Raw genomic sequence first — 25581 nt, 5'->3', positions numbered from 1 at the left:
CCGAAAAATAATGAGCTCTGGTGTAAGGGACGAACTGTTCCTCGTGATACTGTGTCGAAAAGCAGAATATTGTGCTTCGCTTTTTCCCCCTAATGTCTATTTATCAGCTAGTTATTACTCTGTTCTCATTTATACCCATGATTCAAGGAGAGGAAAATGAAGGTCACCCTACTTCACGGAGCGATGGTTGTAGCACTCAGCGCCAGCTACCAAGCTCAAGCCTATAACTGTCAAAGTCTACCCGACTGGGACAGCACTGCGACTTATACATCGGGCGCTTTAGTAAAAACGCAAGGAGCCGCTTATGAGGCTGCATATTGGACGCAAGGCAATGATCCCGTGACCAACTCAGGATCTTGGGAAGCATGGAAAGCGTTAGGGCAATGTGATGGTGGAAGCAACAATTTATCACCAACGGTGTCGTTCTCCTCTCCAATAAACAACGCACAAATTCCCGAAGGCAGTGCGATCACTTTGTTAGCCAACGCAGCTGACGAAGATGGCCAAATCACACAAATTGAGTTTGTTGCAGGCAACCAAACCGTTGCTGTGGTAACTCAAGCACCATTCGAAGCTTCTTGGACAGCTATTGAAGGGATCTCGCAATTGACCGCAATTGCGACAGATAATGAGGGAGCTGTTAGCACCACGACGATTTCTATCCAAGTTCAACCACAAGTCGAATTACCGCCACCAAGCATTTCATTGACAAGCCCAGTAGGCACAGAAGTGCTTAATGTAGGCGATAACCTAACCGTAGCCGCTCAAGCTGACGATATTGATGGTGTGGTCACACAAGTTGAGTTCTTCGTAAACAATCAATCTGTCGCCATTGATACTAGCGCACCTTACGAATATCAATGGACCGCTAGTCCAGGTACATACTCGTTCAAAGCACAAGCGACTGATGATACAAACCTCGCAACGATGAGCCAAGAAGTAGCGCTGGTTATTAGTAATTCAGAAACCGGAACGGGCGGATGTCCAGATGCAGTACCTTATGTGGCAGGCACAAGTTATCAAGCTGGCGACCTGGTTTCTCACTTCAACCAAAAATATCGTTGTGATGTTGCTGGTTGGTGCTCCTCGGATGCGACATGGGCTTACGAGCCTGGTGAAGGGCTATACTGGCAAGATGCTTGGAGTGGCCTAGGTGCTTGTTCGACACCACCGCAAGTTACCATTACGGCACCAACGGATGGACAAGTCGTGCTCGCTGGCAGCAATAACGAAATCACGGCAAACGCAAGCGATGCTGATGGCACAGTCACGCAAGTTGAGTTTTTTGCGAACAACACCAGCTTAGGGGTCACCACTCAAGCGCCATATTCCGTTACTTGGAACGCCACACTTATTGGCGCTAACCAGCTTAAAGCCGTCGCAACCGATAATGATAACAACACGTCAGAGTCCCTGGTTGGTGTGGAAGTCAGCGATAAAGATTTGGTCGTCTCTCTGACTTCACCAAGCAGCGGTAAGACCACCGGATTAGGCAAAAGCCTCGCATTAAGCGCCGATGCAACGTCTTTAACTTCAGGCATTAAACACGTTGATTTCATGATCAACGGCTCTATTGTTGCAACCGATACCACGGCACCTTACACAGCCAACTGGACACCAACTGCACTTGGTAACTTTACAGTTAGCGCCCAAGCTGTGGATTTGTCAGGAAGCAATGCATTGTCTGACGCCGCAGCAATAACGGTGGTTGAGCAAGTAGATAAACGCCATAAACTCATCGGTTACTGGCACAATTTTGTAAATGGAGCGGGCTGTCCAATTCGTCTAGCAGATATGGCAGATGCTTGGGATGTGATTGATATTGCCTTTGCTGAAAATGATCGCAACAGTGATGGCACCGTGCACTTTAATCTATATTCAGGCGATATTTACAGCGATTGTCCAGCACTCGATCCAACACAATTCAAGCAGGACATGGCAGCGCTTCAAGCTAAAGGTAAGAAGTTTGTTCTCTCTCTTGGCGGCGCAGAAGGCACGATTACGCTGAATACCGACCAAGATGAAGCCAACTTTGTCTCTAGCCTAACAGGTCTTATCGCTGAGTGGGGCTTTGATGGTCTAGATGTGGATTTAGAGAGTGGTTCTAACTTAGTTCATGGCTCGCAAATTCAAGCTCGCCTTGGTCGTGCTTTGCTTCAAATAGAGCAAAACATGGGTGGCGATATGTACCTAACCATGGCGCCTGAGCACCCTTATGTTCAAGGCGGCTATGTGGCTTACAGCGGTATTTGGGGAGCTTACATTCCTGTGATAAACGAGACACGCAGCACGCTCGACTTGCTTCACGTCCAGTTATATAACAACGGCGGTTTGCCAAACCCATACCTGCCAGGCAGTGCACCAGAAGGCTCTGTGGATATGATGGTAGCGCAATCTAAAATGCTTATCGAAGGTTTTGAGTTGGCCGACGGCACTCAATTTGCACCATTGCGCGATGATCAAGTCGCAATCGGTTTACCTTCAGGTCCTAGCTCGGCAAATTCAGGGCAGGCTCCAACACAGAATATTATCAACGCACTAGATTGTTTAACCAAAGGCACTTCATGTGGCACCGTTAAACCAGCGTACCATTACCCGAATTATGCAGGGGTAATGACATGGTCTATCAACTGGGATCAGCATGATGGCTTTAACTTCTCAAAACCTGTCGGCGATAAACTCACCGAGATGAATACGCAATAAGCTATCAAAGAACAAGCGAGTAAAACGCAAATATCGTCTTGTTTCCATTACTTATTCAAGTATGTAAAAACGAAAAGAGAGCACAATCGTGCTCTCTTTCTTTATCTCATTGAGTTTTTTACTTTTTAATGAGTAATTAAATCGTAAATACTCGGTAATCTTTTAGCTCAGGGATTTTCTTCAACAGATCGTCTTCTTGTCCTGCCATGTCATCCAGCGAATCGCACAAGTCTTCTGCTTGTTGTTCTACCTCTTTCGAATGCTCAGCTAAACGCTCTTCTAATTTCGCGCTGAGTTCAGCCATACTCTCCGATAATGCAGTGAGGTTTATTCCCCCCTCTTCCTTCATTTTTTTCGATAAAGCATCCAACGAACTCGCTAAAAACTCTTTATTGAAGATCTCTTGTGCTTTTGCAAAGTCTTCAGTCCACCCTTGTGTCATGGACTCAAAACTTTCCGCTGGTAGAATGAAATCGCCATCTTTGTAGTAACGTGATTCAACATCAGCGAAAAAGTCCTGTACTGCGACTTTGACGTTATCAAACGCGCCAGGTGCGTCTAGGCTTTCCGCGACATCATCGATGATGTCATTTGCAAGCGCTAAACCATCACTCGCCAACTGCTTTGCTTGTGGAATATACGCGTTCATTTTTTCGCGATAGTCTTCAATTGCCGCTTTTTGGTCGGCATTGAGTTCAATTAACTCACCTTTGATGAATAGATTGTTATCTTCATCCACGACAGCTTTATCACCTGTCGTTTGGCGAATTTCCAAGCTTTGCCCATCCATACGGACTTCATTATTGATGTCCACACGACACTGCGCTGCATAACCAGTAGCACTGACCATCAGCAATGAGAGTGTAAAAAGCTTTTTCATGTCATTCTCTTTTATTTAACATTACTCGTGTTAAACATAACACTGAGTGATACATGAGATGTCAGCAAATCGTCACGACTTCGTAACAAGTTGTTTTATCTCCTATTTTTACGTCAACCTCATCACCTTCTTCTTTTCCGAACAACGCTCGACCCAGAGGAGATTTAGCTGTTAAGACAAAGACTTCCTGAGCCTGATATTGAACAGTCAAACCACCAGAGCAAGGGCCTACAAAGAAGTGCTTTTCGATCAAGTTCTCATCTGCGAGAACAACGTAAGCGCCAACACCAACAGGCGCATTCTTAAAGTCGCGAGTCACTAAAGAACGATATTGACGCAATTCCTCTTCACTATCTTGGATTCGCATGGCTTGTCCATGAGCAAGATACGCGGCTTCAAGTGCTAACGTATCGTACTTATGCTCGGGAACAGTTTCTTCATCTGTCGCGGCATCAATGGCTCGCTGAGCCGATGCATGGGCCACTTGAAGTTTTTCTTCCAGATGTTGGATGATAATTTGGACTAAGTCAGCTTTGTTCATACTTTTAGGACGCGCGTTTGGCACTCAGGGTGTGTTAATGTACCTAAGTTTACCATCAAAGAAAGGTTTCCCTATTATGCAAAGTGACTCGCTGCATCAAACACTTCAATCCGTATTTGGTTTTGGCTCATTACGCCAAGGTCAGCAACCCGTTATTGAAGCCGTTATGAATGGTTACTCTGCTGCGGCAATCTTTCCTACAGGCTCGGGGAAGTCACTCTGTTATCAACTACCTGCAACCATATTACCCAACCTTACGTTGGTGATCTCTCCGTTGTTGGCGTTAATGAAAGATCAACTGAGCTTTTTACAAAGTAAAGGAATCGCGGCCGCTTCTATCGATAGCAGTCAAAGTAGAGAAGAAGCACAAAAGGTCATGGCTGGCGTGAAAAATGGACAAATCAAAATCTTGATGATTTCTGTTGAGCGACTAAAAAATGAGCGTTTTCGTGAATTCATTCGCCAAGTACCGATTTCTTTGATGGTCATTGATGAAGCGCACTGTATTTCCGAATGGGGGCATAACTTTCGTCCAGACTATCTCAAACTACCGCAATATCAACGTGAACTGAACATCCCACAGTCTTTACTTCTCACCGCAACGGCAACGCCTGCAGTTATTGAAGACATGCAAAAAAAGTTCGATATTGCCAGTGAACATATTACCGTTACAGGCTTCTACCGCTCTAATCTGGATATCTCGGTCATCCCGTGTGAGGAAACAAAGAAACAAGAACAGCTCAGTGAGATCATCGCCTCTTCACCTAAGCTTCCGACCATCGTATACGTGACGCAGCAGCAAACAGCAGAACGAGTAGCAAAGTCATTAATCCATATTGGCATTAACGCTCACGCATACCACGCTGGCATGAAAAGCGACGTTCGTGAACAAATCCAACAGCAGTTCATGGATGGCCAAATTGACTGTATTGTTGCAACGATTGCATTTGGTATGGGGGTCGATAAATCTGATATTCGCCGCGTCATTCACTTCGACTTACCCAAATCAATCGAGAACTACGCACAAGAGATTGGACGTGCAGGCAGGGACGGGCAACGCTCTGAGTGCATTCTGCTAGGCAATACGTCCGGCTTAACGGTGTTGGAGAACTTTGTCTATGGTGACACACCAGAATTTACGTCAATTAACTATGTAGTCGAGCAAGCGAAAGAACATGCTCCACAATGGGAGGTAGTGCCACTGCGTTTGTCGCGTGAAAGTAATATCCGCCAATTGCCACTCAAAACCTTGTTGGTTTATTTGGAGCTACATAACGTCATTGAAGCAAAGTACAGTTACTTTGCGGAATATCGGTTTAAGTTTTTGCACGATCAGCAATTTATTGTGAATCAATTTCAAGGCGAGCGACGTCAATTTGTGGAGGTTATTTTCTCCTGCTCGCAAAAAGCCAAAGTATGGTGCCAAGTTGACCTAGAAGCGCTATGGATGAACTATCAATCGGAACGCAACCGAGTTGTCGCAGCGCTCGACTATTTTCACCAGAACGGCTGGATAGAACTAGAGAGCAAACAACTGACGGACGTGTACTCAGTTATGCCAACCAAACAGAGCTCGGATGTTTTAATCCAACAACTGTCTGAACTGTTCCAATCCAAAGAAAGCAAAGATATCGAAAGAATCCACACCATGCTGCACTTGTTCCAGTCCGAGCACTGTTTGAGCTCACAATTGGCGAACTACTTTGCGGATCACGATGCACCAAAGCAATGTGGTCACTGCTCCGTGTGTCGTGGTCACGTCGCCACATTCACAGCACCAGAACCTGAAGATATTGAACAATCTCAAGTATCGATATGGGCGCAGGAGTTTATTCAGCTTTCCCCATCGGCCATCAGTAATGATGCCGTTGCTCGCTTCTTGTGCGGAATCAGCACTCCTTTGATTAGCCAGCTAAAAGCCTCAAAGCTAGCAGGTTATGGTGCAATGGCAAACGTAAGTTTTGAGCAGGTATTAACGCAGGTAGAAACGGTAAGGGCCTAAAAAAAGCTCAATTGACGCGCTTGGTCTTCGGGCTTGAGCATCACGTTCAAGCCTAAAAGGCGAATTTCCCGTCCATTTTGGCGTTTAAGAATATCTCTTAGCAAGATCTTGAAGTCCTCAAGCTCTAATTGCGGATGGATGTGCTCAATTGTTGTCAGTTGAAAATCGGCAAATTTGACTTTAATACCTTGTTTAATAATCGACTTATCTGGGCTTGCACGCTCTAAACGTTTCTCGAGTTCAGGATAAAGTTTCTCCTCAATCACTTGCCAACATTCACCATAGGTTGCGATGTTCTGGCTGAATGTCCTTTCCACACCGACGGACTTTCTCTCGCGCTCAACAACGACTTCTCGATTATCAATTCCATGGCTTCGCTGCCATAAGGAGGCACCCTGACGACCAAACTGCCTCAACAACTCTCGATAGTCACTGTTTTTAATGTCCTCACATCGATAAAAACCGGCTTGGTGGAGCTTCTCAAGACTCACCTTCCCCACGCCAGGAATATTCTCTAACGGAAGACTATCGATAACCTCTTGGACTTTCTCTGGCGGAATCACAAACTGACCGTTGGGCTTGTTCATGTCTGACGCGACCTTGGCAAGAAACTTAATCGGAGCAATGCCCGCCGATGCCGTCAACCCAAGTTCACTCCAGATATCACGGCGAATTGACTCTGCGATCAACGTTGCGGAGCCACGGCAAGCTGTCGAGTCCGTGACATCGAGGTATGCTTCATCCAATGAGAGAGGTTCAATGATAGGCGTATAACGCTCAAAAATAGCACGAATCTGCTGAGAGACTTGCTTGTATACATGCATTCTACCGGGCACAACCAACAAATGAGGACAGAGTTGCAGCGCGCGCGCCGTTGACATTGCACTGCGAACACCATATTTACGCGCATCATAATTACAGGTGCTAATCACTCCACGCTGCTTTTCATGTCCGCCAACAGCGAGTGCAATGCCACGGTAACTGGGGTTATCTCTCATCTCTACGGCAGCATAAAAACAATCCATATCGACATGAATAATTTTTCTAATTCGATCTGACATAGCCATCAAAGCACTGTTCAAAAAAACAGTATAAATCAAATCTACCTGAAGAGAAATGGGCGTGTTTAAGCGAACGTCAATCTCGAAGCATTACGTCCAATTGATCGACCAATTCGGCCCAATCTGCATCTTCTTCGATGGCTTGTTTTAGAAAGTTCGCCTGTGACATCGTCCAAAAGCTAGCTTCATGTAAAGGCGCAGAATCTCTTTTGTGTCGATGTTGATTAATAAAATCTTTCATTTCTTGAGGAGAGCTACCGAGGCCCAGTTGTTGAAATAGCTCAGCCATACCATGTTGATGCATTTCCATACTACTTTCTCCCTACGTTAGCTAAACATAATTATATAACTAAGACAGGAATAATGATGTGATGTTAACGGATGCGTGTCAAACATTTGAGTAGTTGTTCTACTTTTGGTTGACATGTGTTTTTTGATGGCGATAAGTTTAATTTTAGTTATCATTGATTTTAAACAATTAATTTTGGGGACTGCGCTTGAGTAATAAGATTCTGGTTGTTGAAGATAGTCGTGCATTTAAAAACTTTCTTTGCCAAACAATAAGCCAAGTTGGTTATGAGGTCATCGCAGCGGAAAGCTACGCGGAGGCAAAGAACTTGTTATCTTCAGCACAGGACCTCTTCTGTGCGGTTTTAGACTATTGTTTACCGGATGCTCAAGATGGCGAGATTATTGACCTCGTTTTGGAACATGGTCATCGTGTCATTGTTTTAACGGCTCGATTTCAAGAAGACACTCGCGAAAAGATGCTTGCAAAAGGTGTCCTCGACTATATTTTGAAAGACAGCATGGCGTCCGTTTCCTATCTATTACCACTCCTCAAGCGACTAACCAACAATCAACAACACAAATGTTTAGTCGTTGATGATTCACACACCGTAAGAAGACACATTGCCCAACTTTTGGAGCATCAATATATTCAGACGTTGGAAGCTGACAATGGGCAAAAAGCCCTAGAGCTTGTCGAGCAAAATCCAGATATCACTCTCGTTTTAACCGACCATGATATGCCCGTTAAAGATGGCATTACTATGGTGCGTGAATTACGTCGGAAGTGGGATAAAAATCAATTAGCCATTCTCGGCTTGTCGGGTAGTAACTCTAAGACCATGACGGCTAGGTTTCTAAAAGCAGGGGCCAATGACTTTTTATACAAGCCATTTAATCAAGAAGAATTTTTTTGCCGTATTCACCAACTGTTAGATATCAAAGACGCAACATCTGAACTGTTTAAAATGGCCAATCAAGATGCGCTAACGGGCTTATGGAACCGCCGCTTTCTGTTTGAGCAACCCCATGTAGAAAACGCTCAAAGAAACATCGCGATGCTTGATATCGATTTCTTTAAGCAAGTAAATGATACACACGGACATGAGGGCGGCGATGCAGTGTTAGTCATGATAGCGAATATTCTAAAAATCTATTTTCCAAATGATATTGTCGCTAGGCTTGGTGGCGAGGAGTTTTGTATTCAAGCCAGTGGCGACTATGACGGCTTTCTAACACGCTTAGAACAAATGAGACAGCGCATAGAAAAAACGCCAATAACTTATTTGGACAAAAACATTCTTGTGACCGCGAGTATTGGTGTAAGCAACATCGAGGGGGAGCTGGAACAACAAATAAAAGTGGCGGATGAGCGACTTTACATGGCCAAAGAGAACGGACGTAACCAAATCATTTCTTCGTCCTAATGACTATCAGTGTGGTCTTGCTCTGTAACATGAGAGAAAGAAACAACAAAACACGGTATTGGGCTCTTTCTCGGACATCTGAGCTTTGGTTAGCTGCCTAAAAATAAAGCTCAGCAGAACGCTGAGCTTTATCACTTTCTTAGTACGATTAACCAATACTAAGCAATTCTATCTTTTTCCCACGCCGCCAATTTCTCAGCACGCGCAGCCTCGCGCGCTTCACGTTTTTTACGCGCATCGCAGGGTTCTGGACAATTACACACTTTTTCGATGCCAACTGCCCCTAAGCCACCACAGCTACCTTTCACGACTTTCTTTTGGAAAATGTATCCGACAGCCATTGCAGTGATTACCGCGACAAACACAGCAAAGGTAATTAGAAATGTATTCATAAAAACATGCTCACTTCTGTTGTTATTTCTTCATGAATGGCTTGTATGCTTCCGAAGCCAACTCTTTAAAACCATCTTCCGTTTTCACAATCATGAAAACAGGAATATTATTTTCGTTCGCAATTGCCATGCCTTTGTCTTCACCTAGCACCATAAGACCAGTTGCAAGACCATCAGCAGTCATCGACGATTTATCTAATACCGTTACAGACACCACTTTATGATGAATTGGTTTGCCTGTTCGTGGATTAATAATATGAGAGTATCTCACACCATTACTCTCAAAGTAATTACGATAGTCACCACTTGTTGCAATTGCCATGTCGCCTGGTTCAATAATTTCTTGAATTGAACGTTCATCAACGGTCGGTTTTTCAATTGCGATACGCCAAGGCACACCTTCACGATTGACACCTTTGAGACGCATTTCACCGCCAACTTCGACCATAAAGTTCTGTACCCCTTCAGATTGAAGGTAGTCAGCAACCACGTCAACCCCCCAACCTTTCGCAATCGTCGATAGGTCGACGTACAAGTTAGGAAGGTCTTTGGACAGTGTATTACCATCAACAGATAGGTGGTGAATACCGGTATTTGCTTTGCGAGCAGCGAGTTCTTCATCGGTTGGAACTACATCTGGACGAGCTTCTGGACCAAACCCCCACAGGTTAACTAGAGGGCCGACCGTCACATCCAATGCACCTAAAGTAAGACCGTTAAGGCGAATTGCTTCTTTCACTACCGTTGCAGTTTGTGTCGAAACTGTAAATGGCTCGCTCGTTTGATGCTGATTAAAACGACTTAACTCTGAGTCGTCACGATAGGTCGACATTTGGTCATTAACCTCTTCCAATAAGCGATCAATTTCTGTCTGCATCGCTTTTGGCGTTGGAATACCATCTTGCTCGATATACTTGATGTTGTAAGAAGTCCCCATGGTAGGGCCACTTAAATGAATTTGATCGGCAGGCTGCTCACAGCCAGCCAAAATCAATAGAGAAGCAAATGCAACAAGCCACTTTTTCACTTGTTAACTCCCAATGTTGTTGAATTGATATGGGAAATAGGATCAATCCTTTCAATCCGATTACCTATATCAACTGTTGAGTATCAGTTTTATGTCTATAAAAAATAATGGCTAGCTCTCTTGGAGAGCTAGCCATAGATTCAATCACTTGGAGGAATTAACCACCGAAGTCATCTAGTAGGATGTTTTCATCCTCTACACCTAGATCTTTTAGCATGCCGATTACAGCAGCGTTCATCATAGGTGGACCACACATGTAGTATTCACAGTCTTCTGGCGCTTCGTGATCACGTAGGTAGTTCTCGTAAAGAACGTTGTGAATAAAGCCAGTGTAACCATCCCAGTTATCTTCTGGAAGTGGATCAGACAGTGCACAGTGCCATACGAAGTTGTCATTCTCAGCTTGTAGCATATCGAAGTCTTCTACGTAGAACATTTCACGCTTAGAACGTGCGCCGTACCAGAAAGACATCTTACGCTTAGAGTGCAGACGCTTAAGTTGGTCGAAGATGTGTGAGCGCATTGGAGCCATACCAGCACCACCACCAACGAATACCATTTCTGCATCTGTATCTTTCGCAAAGAACTCACCAAATGGACCAGAAATAGTACACTTGTCGCCTTCTTTTAGAGACCAGATGTACGAAGACATGATGCCTGGTGGTACGTCTGGGTTGTTCGGCGGCGGAGTTGCGATACGAACGTTAAGCATGATGATACCGTGCTCTTCTGGGTAGTTAGCCATAGAGTATGCACGAATGGTCTCTTCATTAACTTTAGACTCGTAACGGAAAAGGTTGAACTTCTCCCAGTCTTCACGGTATTCCTCAGGAATATCGTAGTCTGCGTATTTCACGTGGTGAGCAGGAGCTTCAATCTGGATGTAACCACCAGCACGGAAAGGTACTGATTCGCCATCTGGAATTTGTAGCTTAAGCTCTTTGATGAATGTCGCTTTGTTATCGTTAGAGATAACAGTACATTCCCACTTCTTAACGCCGAAGATTTCTTCAGGAAGCTCGATATCCATGTCAGTTTTCATTGCAACCTGACACGCTAGACGCTCACCTTCACGCGCTTCACCTTTAGTAATATGGTCAAGCTCGGTTGGTAGGATGTCGCCACCACCTGATTTAACTTTTACGCGACACTGACCACATGAGCCACCGCCACCACAAGCAGAAGATACGAATACGCCAGCACCTGCTAGAGCACTCAGTAGCTTACCACCTGGTTGTGTAACGATCGCCAGAGAAGGGTCATCGTTCACAGAAATTGTAATGTCACCTGTTGGTACAAGCTTAGACTTAGCGAAAAGAATCACTAGTACTAGTGCTAGTACGATCAGAGTAAACATCACTACACCAAGAATAATGTCCATTGACTATTCCTTAATTGTTGCGGTTTACCCGACTTACAGTTGAACACCAGAGAAAGACATAAAGCCTAACGCCATAAGACCTACAGTGATAAATGTGATACCAAGACCACGTAGACCTGGAGGTACGTCAGAGTACTTCATCTTCTCACGGATACCTGCAAGAGCAACGATTGCTAGCATCCAGCCCACACCAGAGCCGAAACCGTAAACGATCGATTCAGCAAAGTTGTAGTCACGTTGTACCATGAAAGATACACCACCGAAGATTGCACAGTTTACTGTGATCAGCGGTAGGAAGATGCCTAGCGCGTTGTACAAAGGTGGGAAGAAACGGTCTAGGACCATCTCTAGAATCTGTACAAGTGCTGCAATTACACCGATAAAGGTGATGAAGTTTAGGAAGCTAAGGTCCACGCCCTCAACTAACGCGTTCTCTCTCAGAACTAGGTTGTATACCAGGTTGTTCACAGGAACAGCGATAGTCAGAACTACCACAACTGCAACACCTAGGCCGAAAGAGGTCTTAACCTTCTTAGATACGGCAAGGAAAGTACACATACCTAGGAAGAAAGACAGAGCCATGTTTTCGATGAAAATCGATTTAACTAACAGACTAATGTAATGTTCCATGACGTCCTTACTCCTTCGCTTCTACTTGTTCTGGTTTCAGAATACGGATTACCCAGATAAGGAAGCCGATTAGGAAGAATGCTGATGGTGCTAGTAGCATTAGGCCGTTAGGCTGGTACCAACCACCGTTGCTCACTAGAGGTAGAACTTCTAGACCAAATAGTTTGCCTGAGCCAAATAGCTCACGGAAGAAACCTACAGTGATAAGAACGAAGCCGTAACCTAGACCGTTACCAATACCGTCAATAAGAGATGGTACTGGCGCAGACTTCATTGCGAATGCTTCAGCACGACCCATTACGATACAGTTAGTGATAATCAGACCAACGAATACAGATAACTGTTTAGAGATATCGTATAGGTAAGCTTTTAGCACTTGGTCTACCACGATTACTAACGATGCGATGATTGCCATCTGAACGATGATACGCACACTGTTAGGAATGTGGTTACGGATCAATGAAACAGAGAAGTTAGACAACGCAGTTACAAATGTTACCGCTAGTGTCATTACAAAAGCTGTTTCTAGTTTAGTTGTTACTGCAAGAGCAGAACATACACCAAGAACTTGTAGCGCGATTGGGTTGTTATCCAACACTGGCGCTAGGATGCTCTTTTTAACGTTTTGTGCACTAGACATTAGTTAAGTTCTCCGTCACGAACTTTTGCTAGGAAAGGACCAAAGCCCATATCACCTAACCAGAAGTCAAATGTGTGTTGAACACCATTACTAGTGAGCGTCGCTCCTGATAGGCCATCAACACCGTGCTCAGAACCTTGCGGTGCGCCGCCTTTCACGACCTTAATCGCTGGCTGGTGATCTTCATTGTACAATTTCTTGCCAATGAATTGATCGCGCCATGAAGGGTTCTCTACTTCACCACCAAGTCCAGGAGTTTCACCTTGCTCGTAGTAAGTAATAGCAGACACAGTGTTACCATCAGTTTCAACGGCTACAAAGGCATACATCATCGACCATAGTCCTTTACCGTGCATAGGCAGGATAACTTTTTGGACTTCATCTTGATCTTTTACAAGGTACACCACTGCTGTATTCGCGCGACGACGGATATCAGCTACGTCTTCTTCTGGTGTCAATGCGATTGAACGTTCTGCATCTTTTGATGCTTCACGTTGATCGTACGTAGATGCATTACCCTCAGTAAAGTTACCTGTTTCAAGGTCTACTAGACGAGGTTCGATGTACTCAGCAAATAGCTCTGGTACTTTCTTACCGTTTGCGTCAATGCCTGCAACTTCAACGATCTTTGATTGCTTATCTAGGACAGCGTTAGCTTTTTGCTTATCACGCAGACCTACTGCTGCTGTTGATACGATGATTGAACAAACAAGGCTCAACCCGATAACAACACCCAGCGTCTTTTTAATGCTGTCGTTATTACTTGCCATAGCGTGCTAGTCTCCGCTTGATGTTCTTCTCAATCACTACATGGTCGAACAGAGGTGCGAATAGGTTCGCGAATAGAATCGCCAGCATCATACCTTCTGGGTACGCTGGGTTAACTACACGGATCATCACACACATTGCACCAATCAGGATGCCGTACCACCATTTACCTTTGCTAGTAAATGACGCTGATACTGGGTCCGTTGCCATGAAGAACATACCGAATGCAAAACCACCTAGAACTAGGTGCCAGTGCCATGGCATATTAAACATTGGATTAGTGTCAGAACCGATCACGTTAAACAGAGTCGATACTGCGATCATACCGATCATCACACCCGCAATGATGCGCCATGAAGCGATTCGCATGTAAACGATCATCGCTGCACCGATCATTAGAGCTAGAGTCGATACTTCACCAATAGAGCCAGGGATGTTACCGATGAACGCGTCCATCCAAGTGATAGGAGCGCCAGTTACTGTGTTAACTAGAGCACCGTTACCACCTTGAGCCCATTGGCTAAGAGCAGTTGCACCAGAGAAGCCGTCAGCTGCAGTCCATACTACGTCACCCGAAATTTGTGCTGGGTAAGCGAAGAATAGAAATGCACGACCTGCAAGTGCAGGGTTAAGGAAGTTACGACCTGTACCACCGAAGATCTCTTTTGCTACAACAACACCAAATGTGATACCTAGTGCCGCTTGCCATAGAGGTAGCGTTGGTGGAACGATAAGTGCGAATAAGATAGAAGTTACAAAGAAACCTTCGTTAACTTCGTGTTTACGCACCATACAGAACAACACTTCCCAGAAGCCACCAACAATAAATACTGTTGCGTAGATTGGCAGGAAGTAAGTCGCACCTAGTAGCATCTTACTGCCAACACCCGCTTCCGCACCGATAGTGCCGCCAAGCATTTCTGTTAGCCAGTAGTGCCAGTTACCTGCGATAACTGTCGCTAGTTGGTCACCAGCGTACATGTGGTTAAGTGCTGCAATAGCTTGGCCACCTGCGTTGTACATACCCCAGAACATTGCTGGGAATACCGCAAACCAAACCATGATCATGATACGTTTTAGGTCAACGCTATCACGAACGTGCGAGCTTTTATTTGTTACGATACCTGGGGTGTAAAAAACTGTTGCTACAGCTTCGTACAGGGCAAACCATTTTTCGTGTTTGCCACCAGGCTCAAAATGATGCTCGATGTCTTCAAGAAACTTTTTAAGAGCCATGAAAATTACCCTTCCTTCTCGATAGTATCTAGGCATTCACGAAGTAACGTACCGTACTCGTACTTACCTGGACATACAAAGGTACACAATGCTAGATCTTCTTCATCCAGTTCAAGCGCACCCAGTGCTTGAGCACTGTCTGTGTCGCCGGCACATAGATCACGAAGCAGCAAAGTAGGCTCCATATCTAGAGGCATTACGCGTTCGTAGTTGCCAATTGGAACCATTGAACGATCACTACCATTGGTCGTCGTTGTCATATTGAACAACTGACCTTTGAATACGTGACCAAGGAAAGAGCGAGTTACCGAGAACTTATTCTTACCAGGCATTGCCCAGCCAAATAGTTCTTTTTCACGGCCTTCACGTAATACAGAAACCTGTTGATGGTAACGGCCAAGGTATGCGTGTGGACCAGTTGCATGTGTACCTGTTAGTACTGAACCAGAGATCACACGAACTTCGCCAGGCATCAGCTCGTTATCTGTTAGGTCATCTAAGCTTGCACCCATTACGGTACGAACTAGACGAGGGTTATTCACAACTGGGCCAGCTAGAGACACAACACGATCTGTGCATAGCTCACCAGTTAGGAACAGCTTACCGAACGCGATAACGTCTTGGTAGTTGATGCTCCATGCCACATTCTCTGCATTTACTGGGTATAGGAAATGCATGTGGGTGCCAGCAAGACCTGCTGGGTGAGGGCCATCGAAGACGTGTTCTTCTACGTTAGACTGTGAAGAGCGTGGCAAGCTAGTGCCAGATTTACATACGTAAACCTTGCCTTCTGTCAGGGCTGAAAGAATGTCTAGACCAGCAATGAATGCTTCTTGTTGCTCATTAATGATCAACTCAGGCTTAGCTGCTAGTGGATTAGTATCCATTGCAGTTACGAAAATAGCCTTAGTAGAAGACTCGATTGCAGGAACCTTGCTGAACGGACGAGTACGTAAAGCGGTCCATAAGCCAGAGTCAACCAACTGAGTCTTGATCACTTCACGATCTAGACCTGAAAGTTGAGCGGCTTCGAACTTATCAAATGTCACCTGCTCTTCACCTGCCACTTCAATCACTACAGATTGAAGGACACGTTTAGCGCCACGGTTAACTTCGATCACTTTACCGGCTGCTGGTGCAGTAAATTTCACGCCTGGGTTCTTTTTATCTTCAAAAAGAACTTGCGCTTTTTTCACTTCATCACCAACGCGGACATGCATGGTAGGTCGCATGCCAACGTACTCTTCGCCAAGCAAGGCGACTTTTTTGATGGTCTTACCATCATTAATCACCTGGGATGGAGTTCCTGCGATAGGAAGATCCAAGCCCTTCTTTATTGTAATCATACGCACTTGCACTACTTTTATCGGGAAAAAGATTCTTTTGATTGCGTAACTTTTAGACACGACATCAGTGTCCGGTTTTGATGTTGTTTTAAACATCAAAATCGCAACATCCTATTAAAAATCTCGTCACAAGGAATACGCGAGATTTATCAGGTGCCGTAGTCTAGCATTTTTTAGGAACTTGATGCCATGATCAATCATTAGAATAGAGGGGTTATTTCGGTAGAATCAGGTCTAAAAGGTCAAAGAATAGTCATAACTTTGACCCATCGCACAAATGCCATATTCCATACATATCTTATGGAAAAGTGATATTCATCGCCTGAAATATTCTGCAATTTCCATTCATTTGTTGAAACACTGTTAACAAATTTTTTAACCAGAATTTGTTCCACGTTAACGTCCCTTAAGAATGTAAAACGAAAAAAGATGGCCTTAAGCCACCTTTTCTCTGCACCTTTATATCTTGCGTTTTTAGTGACCACCACCCATACACATCGGGCTATCAGGGGCGCCATCTTGTTCACGCTTCCACTCTTCATCAGTGTATGTATGAATAGCTAATGCATGAATGTGGTTGTCCAGTTCATCTGCCAAAATTTGATGAACTTGACGATGGCGCCCAATCAAACGCTGTCCCGCGAACGAATCACTCACAACAATCACTTTGAAATGACTCTCTGAGCCTGGTGGCACATTATGCATGTAGCTCTCATTAATGACTTTGAGATAGCTGGGTTGCAGCTCACTGTGTAGTTTCTTCTCTATGATTTCTTGGATCATATTCGTTCCTCATTGATGCGAATTCCATAAGTATATACCTAAGTAAAGCAGACATGCATCACTCAAACGTCACTCTCATTATTGACGCACTTTGTAGACATATTGTCTCAAGGCGCTCGACTCCATGAACATGCCTAGAGAGCAGCCATCACTGAACTCGTAAAATTTGACAGCTTTTTGTATCTCGACACGTCATCATTTGCGACAATAACACTTAATTTCTAAATCAACTTACATTTAGCTATGAAAACCGAACTGAACCTTCACGAGCGAAGCTTAACACTTCATCGTTTCCCAAAACGTAGTAACGAAACGCTACAAGCGTGGGATGCCGGTGATGAGTATCTTATTAATCATGTTGAAGAGCTTGCTTTGCCAGACAATCAAAACATCCTCGTGATTAATGACAGCTTTGGTGCCCTCTCCTGCTGGTTTTCGGAAAAGCACCATGTAACGCTAATGAGTGATTCATTCATCTCACATAAAGGTGCACAGCAAAATCTCGAGCAAAACCAGTGCAATAAAGTAGCGTTTGCCACCACGATGGACCTCGTTCCTGCCAATATTGATCTCGTCTTGCTGCAACTGCCCAAAAGTAACCGCCATCTAGTGTGGATACTAAGCCAATTAAGAAAGGCGCTACCGGCTTCCTGCCCCGTCATTGCAGTCAATAAAGCGAAAGACATTCATACTTCGACGCTAAAACTGTTTGAAAAATACTTAGGCGAAACAAAAACATCTTTGGCCTGGAAAAAGCACAGATTGGTGTTTTCTCAAGCAACAGTTGAGCCTCCGATTGAAGTAATGCCTTTCACGACTTGGCGCGTTGATGGCGAAGATATCGAACTCAAGAACATGCCAAATGTCTATTCAGGAGAAAGTTTAGATTTAGGTGCACGCTTTATGCTGCAGCACCTGCCTCAAGACCCTTCGATAGACAATGTCATCGACCTCGGCTGCGGCAATGGTGTTCTGTCTGTTAAATTTGGTCAGTTGAATCCAAATGCTCGGCTAACATGTGTTGATGAAAGTTTTATGGCGCTTGAATCAGCAAAACAGAACCTACGCGACAACCTTGGTGAAAATAGAGACATACAGTGCATAGCGAACAATTGCTTGGACGGTTTTAAACACAGCAGCAGCTCTATGGTTATGTGTAATCCACCGTTTCATCAACAACAGGCAATCACCGATCATATTGCTTGGCAAATGTTCTGCGATGCTAAACAAGTATTAAGTGAAAATGGCCGTTTACTGGTTATCGGAAATCGTCACCTCGGGTACGACGCAAAACTTAAGCGTCTGTTTGGCGATAAAAATGTGAAACTTATCGCTTCCAACAATAAGTTTGTGATTTTACAGGCTACAAAAAATCCTGCTAAATTAAGCGCAAAATAAGCTTTAGCAAAATAGTTAAAAGGAATAATAAAATGAGAAAATTGGTACTTGCGGCTTCGGTTGCGTTGCTTGCTGCGTGTTCAGCCCCTCAACAACCTCAGCTGAACCTGATGCCAGAAAGCACATTGAGCACCAATCCAATTGTTCAAGGCAAGACTTACAGTTTGACCAGCAAAGATGTACGTGCAGCGCAGTACGTGGCGTTGGTGGATAACGGCCGTTCGAACATTCTTCCTCTTCATGCTAAACAGAATTTACGTATTGCGTTAGAAGAAGCATTAGAGAAGCAATTCTCATCTCAAGGTTTCCATGCGGATCTAAACAGCAACAACGCGATTGAATTGAGCGTTCAAGAAGCGTTGGTCAACGTGAAGCATTCGGTGATGGAAAATGAGATGGATGCTAAAGTTGTGCTGGAAATCACAGCAGAGACACCTGAGGGCAAGCTAGTCAAAACTTATACAGGTACAGCAAAGCGATCTGGCACATTGAGTGCTTCTGATGCCGATATTGAAGAGACATTGAATGATGTGGTGACATTGACGCTTAAAGAGATTGCCAATGACCCTGAGCTTCGTCAATACATGCAGGAGCGTTTCTAATGTTACGCAAAGCGATTCTGTCTTTAGCACTACTCAGCTGCAGCGTTTGGGCTGGACCAAAAGTAGCGTTTGAAACGACACTTGGTTCATTTACGGTTGAGTTAAACGAAGAGAAAGCACCTATCACTGTCGCTAATTTTCTAAAATATGTAGAAGATGGGAGCTACGAGGGTACTATTTTTCATCGTATTATCCCAGGCTTCATGGCACAAGGTGGCGGCTTTAACCAAGATATGCAGATGGTGAAAACATACGCGCCAATCAAAAACGAAGGAAATAATGGTCTAAACAATGACCGTGCTACCATCGCCATGGCACGAACCAATGCACCAAACTCTGCAACTCGTCAGTTTTTCGTCAACTTAGTCGACAATGACTTTCTCAACTATGGCGCTCGACCACCAGGTTATGCTGTATTTGGTGAGGTTACTGAGGGGTTCGACGTTATCCAGAAAATGGCTCAGCAGCCGACCACGACGGTAGGCCGAATGCGTGATGTACCAGAGACGCAAATCGTCATCACCAAAGCTACACTACTTAAATAGCCAAAACGATAAGCCCTTTGAATAATCGAAGGGCTTTCTCTTTCAACGGCTTAATTTTATTGGATTGATTTATGTCTTCATTACCTTCCATCACTTGGTTGGAAACGGTAAAAAGTTACCTCGATAAACGACTCATGTGGGTTTTCATGCTGGGCTGCTCTAGCGGCTTTCCGTGGGTTCTTATCGGTTCAAACATGTCAGGTTGGCTAAAAGATGCCGGCTTGACCCTCTCCGCAATTGGCTATTTTGGTAGCGTTTTTGCGGTCTATGCGATCAACTTTCTGTGGGCACCTCTGGTTGACCGCGTGAAGCTGCCAGTCCTCTTTAGACTGCTGGGGCAAAGACGTAGCTGGATTTTCTTTTGTCAAAGTATCGTACTCGTCGCTACCCTATTTATTGCCGGTGTTAATCCAGCGGAAAACTTGGTGTTTGCGTCACTACTCGCCTTGTGCATTGCAACGGCTTCAGCGACACAAGACATCGCAATTGATGCTTTTCGTATTGATACTTTCCCAAAGTCAGAAGAGTCTAAACTGCCTCAAGCTTCTGCAATGGCGGTCATTGGCTGGTGGACAGGTTATTCACTACCGGGTTATTTAGCGTTTGTTAATGCTGACAGTGTCGGTTGGAATGGTGTGTACTACGGGATGGCGGTGATAGTCGGCATTCTAATGGTCTTTACGATTTTAGTCGGTGAACCGAAGACTCAACGCGAACAACTTCAGTCTGCCGCTGAACAACGCCACAAAGAAGTGGTTGGTTCAAAAGTCGTAGCTTGGTTTACCGTGACTGTTGTAGAACCTTTCCTTGATTTCTTTAATCGCAATGGCGTCCGTGTCGCGATTACTCTGTTGCTGTTCGTTTTCCTATTTAAAATTGGCGAAGCGTTTTTGGGCAGGATGTCGATCGCGTTCTATAAAGATATTGGTTTTAGCAATGAACAAATTGGCTATTACTCCAAACTGATCGGTTGGGGAGCCACCATCTTCTTTACTTTTGTCGGAAGCATGTTCAACGTTAGGTTTGGTATTGTACGTGGATTAATGATCGGCGGTATTGCGATGTCTGCCAGTAACTTGATGTTTGCTTGGATTGCTTCGGTAGGCCCAAACGAGCACTTGTACTTAGCCACGATTATTGTCGATAACTTTACGACTGCTTTCTCAACTGTCGCTTTTGTTTCATTTTTGACGATTCTAACCGGGCAAGCATTTTCGGCAACTCAGTATGCGTTGCTTGCCTCTCTAGGAAACTTCGGACGGACGACTCTTGCTTCTTTCAGTGGCGAGCTAGTGGATTATCTTAATGATTGGAGCACATTCTTCGTGCTTACCGCTGTCATGGTCGTGCCAAGCTTGATTATGTTGTACTCGCTACGACATTACTTTGATGCTCTATTGGAAAAAGCACGTCACAAACATTAACGAAACATATAAAAAACCACCGAATTCGGTGGTTTTTGTTTTGCGAGATATAAGATAAGAGGTCTATGGGTATAACCCTTTACCAAACATATTAAATATACGTGCCACGCCTTGAGTAAAGATCATCGGCTCAGTCAATACGGTTAAACACAAGCAGTCTTCTCCGGCCTTAGTGTAAGGGCTGTGCTTCACTGATGCGTCTCTAATCATCAAATCGCCTTCTTCATATTGGCCATCCTCGTCACTAAATCCACCATGTAGGATCAATGTAGACTCCAGGCCTTTGTGCGTATGTTGAGGAATTTGCACATCTTCCCCGATGTACATTAAGCTGACACGAGCGTCTTCCCCTAGGTCAATCTGAGCACTGAAAACCTTGCCTCCGTAACTTCTCCATGACCCTACGAGGTCAGAGAAACGCGCTAGAGTTTTAGGAAGAGCGAAACTTTTTCCTGCCACATTAACAGCAGCAGAGTCGCGGATCACGATGTTATCAGTCGCTGGCTCCGCGTTGATGATGTCATTAAACATGTCGTCAAATTCAGAAACATACTCAGAAGGTATGTCACTTACGATGTTCGCTTGACTTGCTTCGACTTGGTTCACATAAGCTCGGCACTTGGTGCATGTTTCTAAATGGGTTGCGACCACAAGACCAGAAACTGCATCAATGCTTCCCGAAGCGTATGCTTCTAACAAGCTGTTATCTGGGTGTTTGTTCATAGTTGCTCCGTATGCATTGAATGCCTTAGCTTTTCTACTGCAAGCCTCAGCCTGGATTTTACGGTACCGAGGGGTATATCAAATAATTCCGCGACCTGTTGATGGGGTAGCTCTTCAAGATATACCGCTTGTAAAACATCTCTCTGGTTTTTCGGTAATATATCTAAAAACTTAACCACCTGTTCTTTCAACATATCTTGTTCTGGTGAATAGTGATCAACAAGATCAGGTGGATAATACTCTGACGGCCAAATGTCATCAGAATGAATGTGTAATTCCTTACCTTTCTGTTTTCTCAGCAAATCAAAACAAAGGTTTCGGATTATGGTATATATCCAAGTCGATAACGCGCTCTTTTCACCATCATAGAGGTGCGCTTTCTGCCAAACTGTCGCCATGGTCTCTTGCACCATCTCCATAGCAACTTGCTCATTACCAACATGTTTGTAAGCGAATTGCTTCAGCTTGGGTGCGTAAAAACGGAATACAAAAGCGAACGCGTCTTTGTCTCGAGCCTTCACTTTATCCATGTAATCGTTCCAATCACTGCGCCCCAGTTTTTTCGGGCTATCACTCATCATAATCGGCCTTAATTTGTGGGAGGAGTTTCCTCCTCCCATTCGTCCTAATCGGTCACGTCATCGACCAACAAGTTGAAACCACCGTTGTTCCCATCATCAATGGCAACGACTTGGTACACAACACCGTTCATTACATTGACTGGTGCTGAGTCAACCGCAACAATACTTGGGTTACCAGCCACTGTTACCGTTACATAATATGTACCTTCAGCGACATATAATCCTTGTACACTATTTTTATACGCAAAATTAGCAATAGTTGGATCACTTCCATCTATTCCTGCACTCGTAGTGAGGTAAATATCCACCATTTCCGCTATAGGATTAGCCGCCGCGTGTGTCACATTCAATGTCGCGCTAGTCGCCACAGCGCGTCTCATATCTTCAACAACCAGAGCTTCGATATCAATCGCTGGGCTAACAACACCGACTGCATAAACACTGTAATCCATTCCACCTGCAACCATTAACCCGTCAACATCTATGATCGGATTGGTTGTTGTGCCATCCACGTAAACGTCAATATCGTAATCGCCAGCAGCAAGATCCAAATAACCACGAATCTCTTTGAACGCTAAGTCGGCAAGAGGAGCGAAGGCCGCCCCGTTAACGTTGACATCGACGACTGGCGCTCCATCGACAAGGTGTCCGACTCTTACTTCAGCTTGGCTGCCCATATCTTCAATTATAGAAGAGCCCGAACCGTCCAACACCAAGAGTTTGACAGGTGACGTGCTATTCGAATCTCCTGTGCCGATAGCGGCAATCGTCAAGTTGGAGTTAGCCGCAAGAGATACTTTGCCCGAGTCAAAAGCAACGCTGTCTCCTACGGCAAGTCGAACTTGATACTCACCAACTGGGATGTTCAATACGTCGGTAGAAGCTTTGTAAGCAAGGTTAGTTATTGGAGTCGCGCTAGCAAGAGCAACACCTGGCTCAGTGACATAAAGATCAACAGCAGGAACGCCTGAAGCTGCATGAACAACTTGAACATCTAGACTATTGGCATCAGCCATTGAATCGGCGCTGCGAGTCACAACTAAAGGCTCAACTGGGTTTGGCGAACCATCGGCATCGCCAACAACGAACACGTTATAATTGAGGTCGGAATCAAGATCTAGTTCTGTTTTAGGTATTACGGTCGCGGTTTCATTACCTGGGAGCTGAACATCGACCTGAATCGAATTCATCCCCTCTCGCAATTTAACGTAGCCAGATCCCACACCATAATCAACATTCGTTAATGATGGTTTATCGTTGATCCACACATTTGCAAGCGGCGCATCAGAAGACGCGTGCACTGCTTGTAAATTGGAATACTCGATAGTGTCACTGTCGGAGCCACACGCCGCCAGTCCTAATGTCGCAACAATAGTTAGCGCAGCTTTATTAAATCCTTTCATATCCTTGCCTCTTTGTTAGTCGGGGCTTCTATGGCTTCTGTCAGAAATTGCAACGCAGGAATACAGTCCTCTGCGCCGACTAGCTGTTCGAACAGATTGCAGTCTAGGGGTAGTAACTCAAGCCAACGCTGAGTAACCCAAGCAGAGTCATCGTAAAAACGATGCTGGTAGAGGCTTCCAAGTTGAGGAAACTCTTCATAAACATGGGATAACTGCTGGCTTAAAAAGAAGAAATCTGGTGAGTTGTCTAGATGTTGCCAATTGTCTAACCATTCAACCTCTGCATGACGTAAGCCATCCGCATCTGCACGGACGCGTTTGACAACAAAACGTTGCTCACCAGCAACTGTAATACCAAGAAGGCCATCACTGAGTGTTTCAAAATCAACGATCCTGACCAAAGTTCCGATAGATGAAACGTTACCCACGTCTTTAGGGTCACCTTCACTTCCTACTAGGCAAACTCCAAAGCCCACATTTTGTAGGCTGCATTCCTTTACCATTCGCTTATATCGTGGCTCAAAAATGCGCAGATTCATTTTACCTTCAGGGAGTACAACTGAAGTGAGTGGGAATAACATGACTTCTTTCATTCAAACGTCCTCTTTGATTCACGGATACATACGAATCCCTTATCACTCCGATCACTAACGATTTATGTTGGTTAATCGACTGGCTTAAAAAGTCATAAAATCGCTTACGCAAACGATCCAAATCACATATTTATTGCAATCAAATGCAACAAACAAAAAGTTCCGTAAATAAAGATAATTTCGTGACACAACTCACCAAAAACGTTCAATTTTGCACCCTTTATCACTTTCATTTGGGATTTTTATCGCTATTATTCCCGCCAATTGGAAAGCGCAGCATAGATTGCGTGTTCTGAATCATTACAAACATAGAGAGTCCCCTTATGCGTAAATCACTTTTAGCTCTTAGCCTTCTAGCGGCTACTTCAGCTCCAGTTATGGCGGCAGATTACTCTGACGGCGATATCCACAAAAACGATTACAAGTGGATGCAGTTCAACTACATGTACTCAATTGATGAAATGCCACGAGTTAAAGGCGCTGACGACAACGCTCACGATTACCTAGAAATGGAATTTGGCGGTCGCTCTGGTATTTTCGACCTATACGGTTACGTAGACGTATTTAACCTAGCGACTAAAGATAACCAAGATAAGTCAATTGAGAACGGCGCTCCTGACAAGATGTTCATGAAATTTGCACCACGTATGTCTCTAGATGCCGTAACTGGTAAAGACCTATCTTTCGGTCCAGTTCAAGAGCTATACATTGCATCTCTAATGGAATGGGGCGGTAACAACGGTGGTGTAAACAACCAGAAAATCGGTTTAGGTTCTGATGTAATGGTTCCTTGGTTAGGTAAAATCGGCCTAAACCTGTACAGCACTTACGATGGCAACAACAAAGGTTGGAACGGTTTCCAAATCTCGACTAACTGGTTCAAACCATTCTACTTCTTCGACAATGGTTCATTCATTTCTTACCAAGGTTACATTGATTACCAATTCGGTATGGATGATGATGCTGGTAACAAATTTGGTACTACCGCGTCAAACGGTGGTGCAATGTTCAACGGCATTTACTGGCACTCAGATCGCTTCGCGGTTGGTTACGGCCTGAAAGCATACAAAGAAGTATATGGCGTAAAAGACGGTCTACAAGTCGCTCCAGGTGTTGAGCTAGAATCGACTGGTGTAAGCCACTACCTAGCTGTAACTTACAAGTTCTAATTGAACCACTAAGTTTGCTCAAAAATGGCGCCTTTCGG

General features: G+C 44.6%; 25 protein-coding genes. 8 read left to right on the top strand and 17 right to left on the bottom strand.

Annotated features, from left to right (window positions below; translation table 11 throughout):
- The first annotated feature begins 156 nt into the window (after nt 1-156).
- Complete coding sequence (locus tag R8N46_RS14630) at nt 157-2703, top strand: Ig-like domain-containing protein (RefSeq protein ID WP_318098471.1); 2547 nt, start codon at nt 157-159, stop codon at nt 2701-2703.
- A gap of 136 nt (nt 2704-2839) precedes the next feature.
- Here the strand turns inward: R8N46_RS14630 and R8N46_RS14625 are convergent, their stop codons facing one another.
- Both R8N46_RS14625 and R8N46_RS14620 read right to left on the bottom strand, forming a co-directional pair.
- The gene (locus tag R8N46_RS14625) at nt 2840-3583 is read right to left on the bottom strand and encodes a YggN family protein (protein ID WP_171346135.1); all 744 of its coding nucleotides are present in this window, start codon (nt 3581-3583) and stop codon (nt 2840-2842) included.
- Nucleotides 3584-3644: 61 nt separating this feature from the next.
- Complete coding sequence (locus R8N46_RS14620) at nt 3645-4124, bottom strand: GreA/GreB family elongation factor (protein WP_053306727.1); 480 nt, start codon at nt 4122-4124, stop codon at nt 3645-3647.
- A gap of 76 nt (nt 4125-4200) precedes the next feature.
- On the opposite strand from R8N46_RS14620, the gene R8N46_RS14615 reads away from it, so the two are divergent.
- Nucleotides 4201-6126: an ATP-dependent DNA helicase RecQ gene (locus tag R8N46_RS14615; protein ID WP_171346137.1), complete on the top strand. Its 1926-nt coding sequence runs from the start codon at nt 4201-4203 to the stop codon at nt 6124-6126.
- On the opposite strand, the gene dinB is transcribed toward R8N46_RS14615, so the two are convergent.
- The gene (gene dinB, locus R8N46_RS14610; protein ID WP_025998728.1) at nt 6123-7187 is read right to left on the bottom strand and encodes a DNA polymerase IV; all 1065 of its coding nucleotides are present in this window, start codon (nt 7185-7187) and stop codon (nt 6123-6125) included. The two genes, R8N46_RS14615 and dinB, sit on opposite strands and share 4 nt — an antisense overlap.
- A 76-nt stretch (nt 7188-7263) precedes the next feature.
- On the bottom strand, nt 7264-7497 hold the full coding sequence (locus tag R8N46_RS14605) for a DUF2789 domain-containing protein (RefSeq protein WP_005380277.1): 234 nt from the start codon (nt 7495-7497) through the stop codon (nt 7264-7266).
- A 187-nt stretch (nt 7498-7684) separates the two neighbouring features.
- On the opposite strand from R8N46_RS14605, the gene R8N46_RS14600 reads away from it, so the two are divergent.
- Nucleotides 7685-8902, top strand: coding sequence for a response regulator (locus tag R8N46_RS14600; protein ID WP_171345836.1), 1218 nt, complete (start codon nt 7685-7687; stop codon nt 8900-8902).
- 158 nt (nt 8903-9060) lie between these two features.
- On the opposite strand, the gene nqrM is transcribed toward R8N46_RS14600, so the two are convergent.
- The 9 genes from nqrM to bolA all read right to left on the bottom strand — a co-directional run bounded on the left by nqrM (nt 9061) and on the right by bolA (nt 17105).
- The gene (gene nqrM, locus R8N46_RS14595) at nt 9061-9294 is read right to left on the bottom strand and encodes a (Na+)-NQR maturation NqrM (protein ID WP_005380273.1); all 234 of its coding nucleotides are present in this window, start codon (nt 9292-9294) and stop codon (nt 9061-9063) included.
- A gap of 22 nt (nt 9295-9316) precedes the next feature.
- Nucleotides 9317-10321, bottom strand: coding sequence for an FAD:protein FMN transferase (locus R8N46_RS14590; protein WP_005380272.1), 1005 nt, complete (start codon nt 10319-10321; stop codon nt 9317-9319).
- Between the two features lie 157 nt (nt 10322-10478).
- Nucleotides 10479-11702: an NADH:ubiquinone reductase (Na(+)-transporting) subunit F gene (nqrF, locus tag R8N46_RS14585; protein WP_005380271.1), complete on the bottom strand. Its 1224-nt coding sequence runs from the start codon at nt 11700-11702 to the stop codon at nt 10479-10481.
- Between the two features lie 33 nt (nt 11703-11735).
- Entirely contained in the window at nt 11736-12332 is a 597-nt protein-coding gene (nqrE, locus tag R8N46_RS14580) for an NADH:ubiquinone reductase (Na(+)-transporting) subunit E (protein WP_005380270.1), read from the bottom strand.
- A gap of 7 nt (nt 12333-12339) precedes the next feature.
- The gene (locus tag R8N46_RS14575) at nt 12340-12972 is read right to left on the bottom strand and encodes an NADH:ubiquinone reductase (Na(+)-transporting) subunit D (RefSeq protein WP_005380269.1); all 633 of its coding nucleotides are present in this window, start codon (nt 12970-12972) and stop codon (nt 12340-12342) included.
- Entirely contained in the window at nt 12972-13742 is a 771-nt protein-coding gene (locus R8N46_RS14570) for a Na(+)-translocating NADH-quinone reductase subunit C (protein WP_005380267.1), read from the bottom strand. The genes R8N46_RS14575 and R8N46_RS14570 overlap by 1 nt, the downstream gene beginning before the upstream one ends.
- The gene (locus R8N46_RS14565) at nt 13732-14976 is read right to left on the bottom strand and encodes an NADH:ubiquinone reductase (Na(+)-transporting) subunit B (protein ID WP_005380265.1); all 1245 of its coding nucleotides are present in this window, start codon (nt 14974-14976) and stop codon (nt 13732-13734) included. The genes R8N46_RS14570 and R8N46_RS14565 overlap by 11 nt, the downstream gene beginning before the upstream one ends.
- 5 nt (nt 14977-14981) lie before the next feature.
- Nucleotides 14982-16322, bottom strand: coding sequence for a Na(+)-translocating NADH-quinone reductase subunit A (locus R8N46_RS14560; RefSeq protein WP_005380264.1), 1341 nt, complete (start codon nt 16320-16322; stop codon nt 14982-14984).
- A 474-nt stretch (nt 16323-16796) separates the two neighbouring features.
- Nucleotides 16797-17105 carry a transcriptional regulator BolA gene (gene bolA / locus R8N46_RS14555; RefSeq protein ID WP_005380262.1) on the bottom strand — a complete coding sequence of 103 codons (309 nt, stop codon included), beginning with the start codon at nt 17103-17105 and terminating at the stop codon, nt 16797-16799.
- 243 nt (nt 17106-17348) lie between these two features.
- Between bolA and R8N46_RS14550 the strand changes: the two genes are divergently transcribed.
- The 4 genes from R8N46_RS14550 (at nt 17349) to R8N46_RS14535 (ending at nt 21074) form a co-directional block, all read left to right on the top strand.
- Nucleotides 17349-18503: a methyltransferase gene (locus R8N46_RS14550; protein WP_005385302.1), complete on the top strand. Its 1155-nt coding sequence runs from the start codon at nt 17349-17351 to the stop codon at nt 18501-18503.
- A 32-nt stretch (nt 18504-18535) separates the two neighbouring features.
- Nucleotides 18536-19105 (top strand): YajG family lipoprotein, encoded by a 570-nt coding sequence (locus R8N46_RS14545; RefSeq protein ID WP_005380259.1) that lies wholly within the window; start codon nt 18536-18538, stop codon nt 19103-19105.
- Nucleotides 19105-19650: a peptidylprolyl isomerase gene (locus R8N46_RS14540; protein ID WP_005380258.1), complete on the top strand. Its 546-nt coding sequence runs from the start codon at nt 19105-19107 to the stop codon at nt 19648-19650. Before R8N46_RS14545 ends, R8N46_RS14540 begins: the two co-directional genes overlap by 1 nt.
- 71 nt (nt 19651-19721) lie before the next feature.
- Nucleotides 19722-21074 (top strand): AmpG family muropeptide MFS transporter, encoded by a 1353-nt coding sequence (locus R8N46_RS14535; RefSeq protein ID WP_005380257.1) that lies wholly within the window; start codon nt 19722-19724, stop codon nt 21072-21074.
- A 63-nt stretch (nt 21075-21137) separates the two neighbouring features.
- On the opposite strand, the gene R8N46_RS14530 is transcribed toward R8N46_RS14535, so the two are convergent.
- Genes R8N46_RS14530 through R8N46_RS14515 form a run of 4 tightly spaced genes read right to left on the bottom strand, consistent with a single transcriptional unit; the run spans nt 21138 to nt 24374 of the window.
- Nucleotides 21138-21797 carry a ChrR family anti-sigma-E factor gene (locus tag R8N46_RS14530; protein WP_005380256.1) on the bottom strand — a complete coding sequence of 220 codons (660 nt, stop codon included), beginning with the start codon at nt 21795-21797 and terminating at the stop codon, nt 21138-21140.
- Nucleotides 21794-22378: an RNA polymerase sigma factor gene (locus tag R8N46_RS14525; protein WP_005380255.1), complete on the bottom strand. Its 585-nt coding sequence runs from the start codon at nt 22376-22378 to the stop codon at nt 21794-21796. Before R8N46_RS14525 ends, R8N46_RS14530 begins: the two co-directional genes overlap by 4 nt.
- Nucleotides 22379-22422: 44 nt before the next feature.
- A complete protein-coding gene (locus tag R8N46_RS14520) occupies nt 22423-23781 on the bottom strand; it encodes a DUF4397 domain-containing protein (RefSeq protein WP_213972454.1) in 1359 nt (452 codons plus the stop codon).
- Nucleotides 23778-24374, bottom strand: a complete 597-nt coding sequence (locus R8N46_RS14515) for an LON peptidase substrate-binding domain-containing protein (protein WP_017636020.1) — start codon at nt 24372-24374, stop codon at nt 23778-23780. Before R8N46_RS14515 ends, R8N46_RS14520 begins: the two co-directional genes overlap by 4 nt.
- A 323-nt stretch (nt 24375-24697) precedes the next feature.
- On the opposite strand from R8N46_RS14515, the gene R8N46_RS14510 reads away from it, so the two are divergent.
- The gene (locus R8N46_RS14510; RefSeq protein WP_005391741.1) at nt 24698-25543 is read left to right on the top strand and encodes an outer membrane protein OmpK; all 846 of its coding nucleotides are present in this window, start codon (nt 24698-24700) and stop codon (nt 25541-25543) included.
- Nucleotides 25544-25581 lie beyond the last annotated feature (38 nt).

Source organism: Vibrio sp. 1874 (assembly GCF_033344395.1).
Lineage (GTDB): Bacteria > Pseudomonadota > Gammaproteobacteria > Enterobacterales > Vibrionaceae > Vibrio > Vibrio alginolyticus.
The sequence above is the reverse complement of the archived record's forward strand: the minus strand, read 5'-3'. Positions and strand labels throughout refer to the sequence as shown.